The 6891-nt window shown below is 69.3% G+C and carries 8 protein-coding genes; 4 read left to right on the top strand and 4 right to left on the bottom strand.

Going from position 1 to position 6891, the window contains the following annotated elements:
- Positions 1 to 165: 165 nt before the first annotated feature.
- Both ACH5AF_RS31795 and ACH5AF_RS31790 read right to left on the bottom strand, forming a co-directional pair.
- On the bottom strand, positions 166 to 1350 hold the full coding sequence (locus ACH5AF_RS31795) for a thiolase family protein (RefSeq protein ID WP_398906511.1): 1185 nt from the start codon (positions 1348 to 1350) through the stop codon (positions 166 to 168).
- A 153-nt stretch (positions 1351 to 1503) separates the two neighbouring features.
- The gene (locus tag ACH5AF_RS31790) at positions 1504 to 1773 is read right to left on the bottom strand and encodes a hypothetical protein (protein WP_398906510.1); all 270 of its coding nucleotides are present in this window, start codon (positions 1771 to 1773) and stop codon (positions 1504 to 1506) included.
- 1527 nt (positions 1774 to 3300) lie between these two features.
- Here ACH5AF_RS31790 and ACH5AF_RS31785 point away from each other — a divergent pair.
- Both ACH5AF_RS31785 and ACH5AF_RS31780 read left to right on the top strand, forming a co-directional pair.
- On the top strand, positions 3301 to 3489 hold the full coding sequence (locus ACH5AF_RS31785; RefSeq protein WP_398906508.1) for a hypothetical protein: 189 nt from the start codon (positions 3301 to 3303) through the stop codon (positions 3487 to 3489).
- An 82-nt stretch (positions 3490 to 3571) separates the two neighbouring features.
- Positions 3572 to 4855 carry a VanZ family protein gene (locus ACH5AF_RS31780; RefSeq protein WP_398906506.1) on the top strand — a complete coding sequence of 428 codons (1284 nt, stop codon included), beginning with the start codon at positions 3572 to 3574 and terminating at the stop codon, positions 4853 to 4855.
- 156 nt (positions 4856 to 5011) lie between these two features.
- On the opposite strand, the gene ACH5AF_RS31775 is transcribed toward ACH5AF_RS31780, so the two are convergent.
- Positions 5012 to 5146 (bottom strand): hypothetical protein, encoded by a 135-nt coding sequence (locus ACH5AF_RS31775; RefSeq protein ID WP_398906504.1) that lies wholly within the window; start codon positions 5144 to 5146, stop codon positions 5012 to 5014.
- Positions 5147 to 5200: 54 nt separating this feature from the next.
- On the bottom strand, positions 5201 to 5653 hold the full coding sequence (locus tag ACH5AF_RS31770) for a hypothetical protein (RefSeq protein WP_398906503.1): 453 nt from the start codon (positions 5651 to 5653) through the stop codon (positions 5201 to 5203).
- On the opposite strand from ACH5AF_RS31770, the gene ACH5AF_RS31765 reads away from it, so the two are divergent.
- Positions 5652 to 6362 (top strand): HpcH/HpaI aldolase/citrate lyase family protein, encoded by a 711-nt coding sequence (locus tag ACH5AF_RS31765; protein ID WP_398906501.1) that lies wholly within the window; start codon positions 5652 to 5654, stop codon positions 6360 to 6362. The genes ACH5AF_RS31770 and ACH5AF_RS31765 overlap by 2 nt on opposite strands.
- Positions 6359 to 6757, top strand: a complete 399-nt coding sequence (locus tag ACH5AF_RS31760; protein ID WP_398906499.1) for a MaoC family dehydratase — start codon at positions 6359 to 6361, stop codon at positions 6755 to 6757. The genes ACH5AF_RS31765 and ACH5AF_RS31760 overlap by 4 nt, the downstream gene beginning before the upstream one ends.
- Positions 6758 to 6891 lie beyond the last annotated feature (134 nt).

The following is a 6891-nucleotide window of genomic DNA, read 5'->3' as shown; positions in this document are numbered from 1 at the left end:
GGCGGCCGGGGCGCCGCGCGCCCGCGGGCCGCGCCGCGCCGCGGGGGGGTCCGCCCGCCCCCCGGGCGCGGGGGGGGGGGGGGGGGCCCGCCCCCCCCCCCCCCCCCCGGCCGTATGTGTGTCCCGCACGCCCCCGGCTCGGCCTCGGCCGCGGCAGGCGCTCCGTCAGCGTTCGAGCACGAGGGCCAGGCCCTGCCCGACACCGATGCACAGCGCCGCGACGCCCGTGCCCGAGCCGGCCGTCGCGAGCTGGTGCGCGACCGCACCGGCCAGCCGGGCCCCCGAAGCGCCCAGCGGATGTCCGATGGCGATGGCCCCGCCCCGCGGGTTGACCACCGACGGGTCCAGTTCCGGCCATTCGGCGAGGCAGCCGAGCGACTGGGCGGCGAAGGCCTCGTTGAGCTCGAAGGTCGTCAGGTCGCCGAACGACCGGCCCGCCTTGGCCAGCGCCCGCTGCACCGCCTCCACCGGGCCGAGGCCGAACAACTGCGGCTCGATGCCCGTGACCGCGGACGCACGGATACGGGCGAGCGGCTCCCGGCCGGTCGCCCGCAGGCCTTCGTCGTCGACCAGGAGCAGCGCGGCGGCGCCATCGTTGAGCGGTGAGGCGTTGCCCGCGGTCACGGTGCCGTCGGGGCGGAAGGAGGGCTTCAGCTTGGCGAGCGCCTCCATGGAGGTGGCGTCGCGGATGCATTCGTCGCGCGGGAGGTCCACGCCGTCGTAGGCGACGACCTCGCCGTCGTAGAGTCCCTTGGCCCAGGCCTCGGCCGCCTTGCGATGGCTGGCGAGTGCGAAGGCGTCCTGCTCCTCGCGCCCGATGCCGTGCTTGTCGGCGACGAGCTCGGCCCCCTCGCCGAGCTGCACCGTCCACTCGGCGGGCATGCGCGGGTTGGTCATGCGCCAGCCGAGCGTGGTCGAGTGGAGCTGCTGGTGCCCGGCCGGAAAGGCGCGTTCCGGCTTCTGCAGCACCCAGGGCGCCCGGGACATGGATTCGACGCCGCCGGCGACGGCGATCGAGGCGTCACCGAGTGCGACGGCACGGGCGGCATGGATGACGGCTTCGAGCCCCGAGCCGCACAGCCGGTTGACGGTCACACCGGGCACGGAGACCGGCAGACCCGCGAGCAGTACCGCCATCCGGGCGACATCGCGGTTGTCCTCGCCCGCGCCGTTGGCGTCGCCGAAGACGACGTCGTCGATACGGGCCGGGTCGAGCTCGGGGGTGCGGTCCACGAGCGCTCTGACGACATGGGCGGCGAGGTCGTCGGGACGCACGGAGGAGAGGGCGCCCCCGAACTTTCCGATCGGCGTACGGACGGCGTCGACGATGTAGACGTCGCGGATGCTCATCGAATCTCTCCCGGGCCAGGACCGAGGTTCCCCTGAGGAACCATGGTCCACAATCGAGTCGCCCGAGTTTGTGACGGTTGACGCGCCGTGTCAACGGGCCACCGATCGAGGGGCCGGCCGCCGGGTCGGGGCCTGACCGCCCGGGGCCTGCCCTCAGGTGTCCGCGGCATCCACCACGCGTACCGTCAGCCCGTACGCGAGCTCGGCCCCATCGACCAGCAACGCCTCCACCGTGCGGGTCTCCGGGTCGATGTCCGCCTCCACCCCGTCACCGACGTAGCGCGGATAGCCGGAGGATCCCATCTCCCCGGTGGCGTCGACGACAGCCGAGCGGATGGCGCTGTCGGCGGCGGTGACCGGGTCGTCGCCCTCGACGTGCTCGGGCAGGACCAGGATCCCGAAGCGCTTCGGTTGAGTGCTCATGCAGGCGACGCTAGACACCCCCCGCCGTACCCGCACGTCGTCGGCCCCGTGTGTCGTCGGCATACGCACTCGCGGTGCACCGCTCCGGCCGGCGGCTGCGGGCGGCGGACTCACGACGGTGCCGGACGCCGCGACCGTCGTGCAGGTGCATTCGCGGTCCAGGACTCCAGACGGCGGCTGGGGACAGCGGCGGGCGGACTCACTGCGGTGTGGGCTCCGCGGCCGTCATCAGGCCGACTCGCGACGCACGCTCCAGCCGGCGGCCGCGGGCCGGAGTGGACCGCCGGCCCGCGTAGAGGACCTGTTCCGCAGCACGCCCTACCCGGACCGGCCCAGCGCCCCCCAGCCGATCTCTGGGGACCAGCACCATGACGGCGCCGGCCTCCGTCATCACCTCTTGCTCCGGTAGCCGTTGCGCATATTTCCGCCCGAGCGCGATCCACGCCCGCCTGCCCGGCCGGACTCGGCGGCCAGGTGAGCTCCGAGAGGACGACTCGGGCGCTCCCTGCAGCCCCCAGTGACAGCGGGGATCCGTACTTGCAACTGCCCTTCGAGTTCTGGGACCACGGCCTGCATCGAGGCCCTCAGCCTGCCGGGGAAGGCCAGGCTACTGATCACCCTGAGCCTGCGGAAGGAGAGGTTCGCCCTCCCACAGGACCTGGTACGGGATCTCCGCACACACCGCTGGCAGGGGCCGCAGGGAACTCCAGGACAAGGGCGCCCTCGCCCATGTCGACGATGAGCGGTTCGAGACTCAAAGTACCGGGACAGACCGGGCATCAAGGCCGTCTACCAGCTGATGGATCCCTTCACGCCGCGCGGTCCGGGCGCTGCCGCGTCGGACTCGGCCGTCAGCGCCCTCCCCGCCTCCCTTCAGCGCTTTGAGGGCGCGAAGGTTCCACATGCCGCACCGCTCCACCTCAGGCTGGCGCCCACGCAAGGAGCAGTGCGGCACTACCGCCAGCGGCGAACTGACAGATTGGGGGTCCCGGATGGGCCACCCCACAGGGCAGAGCCACCAGCGGAATTTCCCCCTTCATGCCGCACCGCAGCCGAAGTCCGCGCAGCACCTCGTCCGGCCGAACAACCGCACGACCGACACAGCGGCGACACCGTCCGCGAACCCCACCAACCTGATCACCACGGGCCCCAAGTCTCGCGCCAGCGTCACTTCGGCCGTTGCTCCCGACGCCGCCCCATATCGAACGGTTGCTTCAAGCCGACTCTGCGCGATCAACTCACTCTCGCGGTTTGATCACCATATGCTCGGCCGTCGCAGCCAGGAGCAATCCCCGGCAGTTGCCTCAAGCCGAAGGAAGTTAACTGACCATGTTCAAGCGCGCCGCGACAACACTCGCCCTTGCGAGCGCCCTCGTACTCACAGGCAGCAGCGCCTTCGCCAAAAGCGTCAGCACCCAGCTCAGTAATGGAGTTCTGACCTTGACAGCGGAGGACGGTTGCACGGTCAGTGGGAACTGTAGCCTCTTCTACTCCAGCACCTCTTACAAAAAGACCGGAGGGCCGACCGTGTCCATCATCCTGTCACTGGCCACGGGCAAGGGCTACCACTACGACACTCAACAGAACATATCTGCCGGCCAGACCAAGACCAAGAACTGGGGCGGCATGCTCAAGTCGAACACCGACTGCAGCCCCCAGGGTTACATGAAGACCAGCACCGGAAACTACTACACCCCCTACATCATCATCTGCTGACCATTCCGCTCATCAAGCCCCTCGAAGCCGGGACGCAGCCGCCACGCGCGTCCCGGCTTCCGCATCCACAGAAGGCGTTTCCTTGATCAAAGCATCCATCGCAGCCGTACCCGGCCTGCTGTTCTCCTTCCTGGTGGTATTTATCCTTCTCGCGGTTCCGGTGACCGCGATCGCCAAAACACGAAATCAACCCGTCATCGTCTGGACACTGTTGGCTGCGGCCCTCTCAGGAGTCCTCTCGGTGACGCTGCTGCCGGGCAACTCCGGAGTGGCGTCCGGGAACTGCGACACGGGAACGCCGGCGGACCTGTTCGCCTCCCCGAGCGCGCTGCTCAACGTCGCATTGTTCGTTCCCCTCTCCCTGCTGGGGGTGCTGCTGTTCCGGCGTCCCCTCACCGTGGCGGTCTCCTCGATGCTGTTCAGCGGGACGATCGAGTTCGTCCAGGCCGTCCTTCCTCTGGAGCGTTCATGCAGCGTCACCGACGTGGCGGCGAACGCAGCTGGAAGTTTGATCGGCGCTGCGGCGGGCGTCTTCTGGCTGCGTCTTCGGCGACGGGAGCATATCCGTGCGGGCCGTGACGCTTTGTGGGGAGCGGTCCTGGCCGTTGTGGGGGCGGCGCTTCTGGCCGGCCTGTTCCGCTGGCAGGTACCCGGCGAGGACATCGTCGCCCGGGAGGATCGGCGACGGGAATTCGCCCTGGAAACCGAAGGGGCGGTCGGCTGGATCACCCTGGCCGCGAAGGACATTTTCGGCCAGGACACGAACGTGACGCAGTCATCCGTCGTGCAGGAGGGGTCCCGGACGAGGGTTTCCGCAGTCACCGACCGAGGCGCTGTCAGCGGCTGGTGGCCTGAAAAGACGCTGGAGCAAGCATGGGCCACCGACAACAAGGGCGATGAGGGGAATCTCAGCCAGAATCAGGTGCAGAAGATCGGAGGGGATTTCGCCCGGCGGTGGTTCGCCAAGGACATCGCCGCCGCCCAGGAGACCGTCCGGGCCGTCGGCGACGGCCCGACCAAGGTCTACTCGATCAGCTACCGGCGCTACGTGAACGGTGTGATGATGCCGCTGCGCCTACAGGTGACGGTGACCACCACCGGCCGCGTCATGGGCTTCGGCTCGAAGATCGTCCCGGACCCCAAACTTCCGGAACCGACGGTAAGCGAAGACCAGGCGAGGAACCTGGGCAGGAAAGCGACTGGGGACGACCCGAAGGACTTGACGCTGCTGGCACAGCGCATCGACGGCCGATGGCGTCCCGTCTGGATGATGAGCGCCGCATCGCAAGACGTGTTCATTGACGCCGTCACCGGGCAAAGAGTCGTTCCTGACCATGCCTCGGAGTCGTCAGCTTCTCGGGGCTGAAGCCCCGAGAAGCTGACACCAGATGGGTCCGGGTTCGGTGCGGCGGATTCGGCCCAGACGGCGATCTGCCGCATGCGGAGATCGAGCCGACGGTGAGGGTGATCAGGGAATTGAGGGCGCGGCTGGCGGCTTGGGATGGCAGCACCAGGGCAGCACTTAAAAGAGCGTCTTGTCCTGGTGCTGGGCGGGGAGGACTGCCTCCGCTCGCTGCCGCGGTTCCTGGACTTCGGGCATGTGCCCGTACGGGTCCAGCCGGACGTGCATGTCGTTCGTGGCTTCCGCGATCGTCACGGACCGGATGCTCTCCGCGCAGCGCGCACATCTCTCGCGAGGACATAGCGGACGTCAGGTGCCGGTGAGAAAGTCTCGAGCCCGTTCGTCGAGTTCGGCCGCACACCGCAGGCCGCGGGCACGGAATCGGGCCAGGTCGGATCGCATCCGCGTGACGGCCTTGCGGGTGCGTACGGACCGTACGCCGTCCATGTGGTCCATGGCCCGGTGCCAGGTGGCACACGCCTGCTCGATGCCGCCGCGTTTGAGGTGCATCTCGACTCCGGCCACCAGGTCGAGCGCGACGATCCGGGCATAGGTTCCGGTGGGGCGGGTGGAGGCGGCGAGGGCGTACTGCTCGGCGGCCGCGCGGTAATCGCCAAGGGTTTCGTGGACCTTTGCGGTGCGCGAGTAGACCGAGGCCGCCGGAGGTCCCCAGGCCAGAGCCCAGAACGGGACTTCGTCACCGGGTGCCGCGGTCAGCAGGACGCGGGCGTGTTCTGCCTCGGCCAGTGCCGCACGTCGCATGCCGGACAAGCAGGCCGCTCGCACCCAGGCGCAGCAGTTCTTCGACCGGCCGGACGCGCCGTGCACCCTGGGCATCCGCATGAACGCCCCGACCACCCTGGAGGGAGCCAAGGACCTCGTCGCCATGGCCGCGTACACGGCCCGGCCCGACCTCGTCCTCGTCCCGAAGACCGAGTCCGCCCGGGACATCGAGCTCCTCGCCAGCGACCTGGACACCGAGGGCTACACCCCGGACATCTGGGGCCTGGTCGAGACGCCACGCGCCTTCGACAGGCTCCCCTCGATCATGGCCGCGCCCCGGCTCGGCGGCGCCGTCTTCGGGTCGGCCGACTACGCCGCGACCGTCCGCTGCGGCTTGAGCTGGGAGGCCCTGCTCTACGCCCGCTGCGCCCTGGTCAACAGCGCGACGGCCGCCGGTATCCCCGCCATCGACGCGCCGGTCTTCGACCTGAACGACCTCGACGGGCTGCGGCGCGAAGCCGAGAAAGCCAAGGAGCTCGGCTTCTACGGCAAGGGTGCTGTCCATCCCCGCCAAGCGGCCGTCATCAACGACACGTTCTCGCCCTCCGACGAGGAGATCGCCCGTGCGCGGGCGATCGTCGCCGCCGGCCAACAAAGCGGAAGCAGCATCACATCCGTGGACGGCCAGATGGTGGGCACTCCCTTCTTCAGCGCCGCCCAAGCCCTGGCCCGCGAGGTGGACGGATGAGCGACTCCGCCCGACAGCCACCGGACACCATGAACAGCGGTCTGCCGAAGAGCTTTCGGCACATCGCCGAGGGTCGCATCCGCGAGAATGCCGGCCTCGGATACGACGAGCTCGCCGTCGGCCTCGTCATCGAGCACCGGCCGGGGCGGACGGTCACCGAGACGGACAACCTCTTGGGGACCGCGCTGACCGGCAACGTCGCGCCCATCCACACCGATGCCCAGTTCACCAGCAGCACCGAGTGGGGCCGCATCCTCGTATGCGGCGGCGTCACGTTGAACCTCCTCGCGGGCATGACAGTGCGCAGCACCAGCGGCCTGACATCCGCGAACCTCGGGCTGACCGACGTCCGCTTCGAAGCCCCCGTCTTCATCGGCGACACGCTCTACGCGTAGACGGAAATCCTCAGCCGCCGGCACTCCAGGAGCCTCTCCGACACCGGGATCGTCACGTGCCGTACCTCCGGCCACAACCAGGCTGGCACGCGCGTGCTGACGTTCACGCGGACCTTCCCCACCCGACCCGACGC

Source organism: Streptomyces sp. NPDC018833 (assembly GCF_044390825.1).
Classification (GTDB): Bacteria; Actinomycetota; Actinomycetes; order Streptomycetales; family Streptomycetaceae; genus Streptomyces.
The sequence above is the reverse complement of the archived record's forward strand: the minus strand, read 5'-3'. Positions and strand labels throughout refer to the sequence as shown.

Coding starts and splice junctions, on each gene's coding strand:
- ACH5AF_RS31795 (WP_398906511.1), bottom strand. CDS start 1,350: ATGAGCATCCGCGACGTCTACATCGTCGACGCCGTCCGTACGCCGATC.
- ACH5AF_RS31790 (WP_398906510.1), bottom strand. CDS start 1,773: ATGAGCACTCAACCGAAGCGCTTCGGGATCCTGGTCCTGCCCGAGCAC.
- ACH5AF_RS31765 (WP_398906501.1), top strand. CDS start 5,652: ATGCCGGACAAGCAGGCCGCTCGCACCCAGGCGCAGCAGTTCTTCGAC.
- ACH5AF_RS31770 (WP_398906503.1), bottom strand. CDS start 5,653: ATGCGACGTGCGGCACTGGCCGAGGCAGAACACGCCCGCGTCCTGCTG.
- ACH5AF_RS31760 (WP_398906499.1), top strand. CDS start 6,359: ATGAGCGACTCCGCCCGACAGCCACCGGACACCATGAACAGCGGTCTG.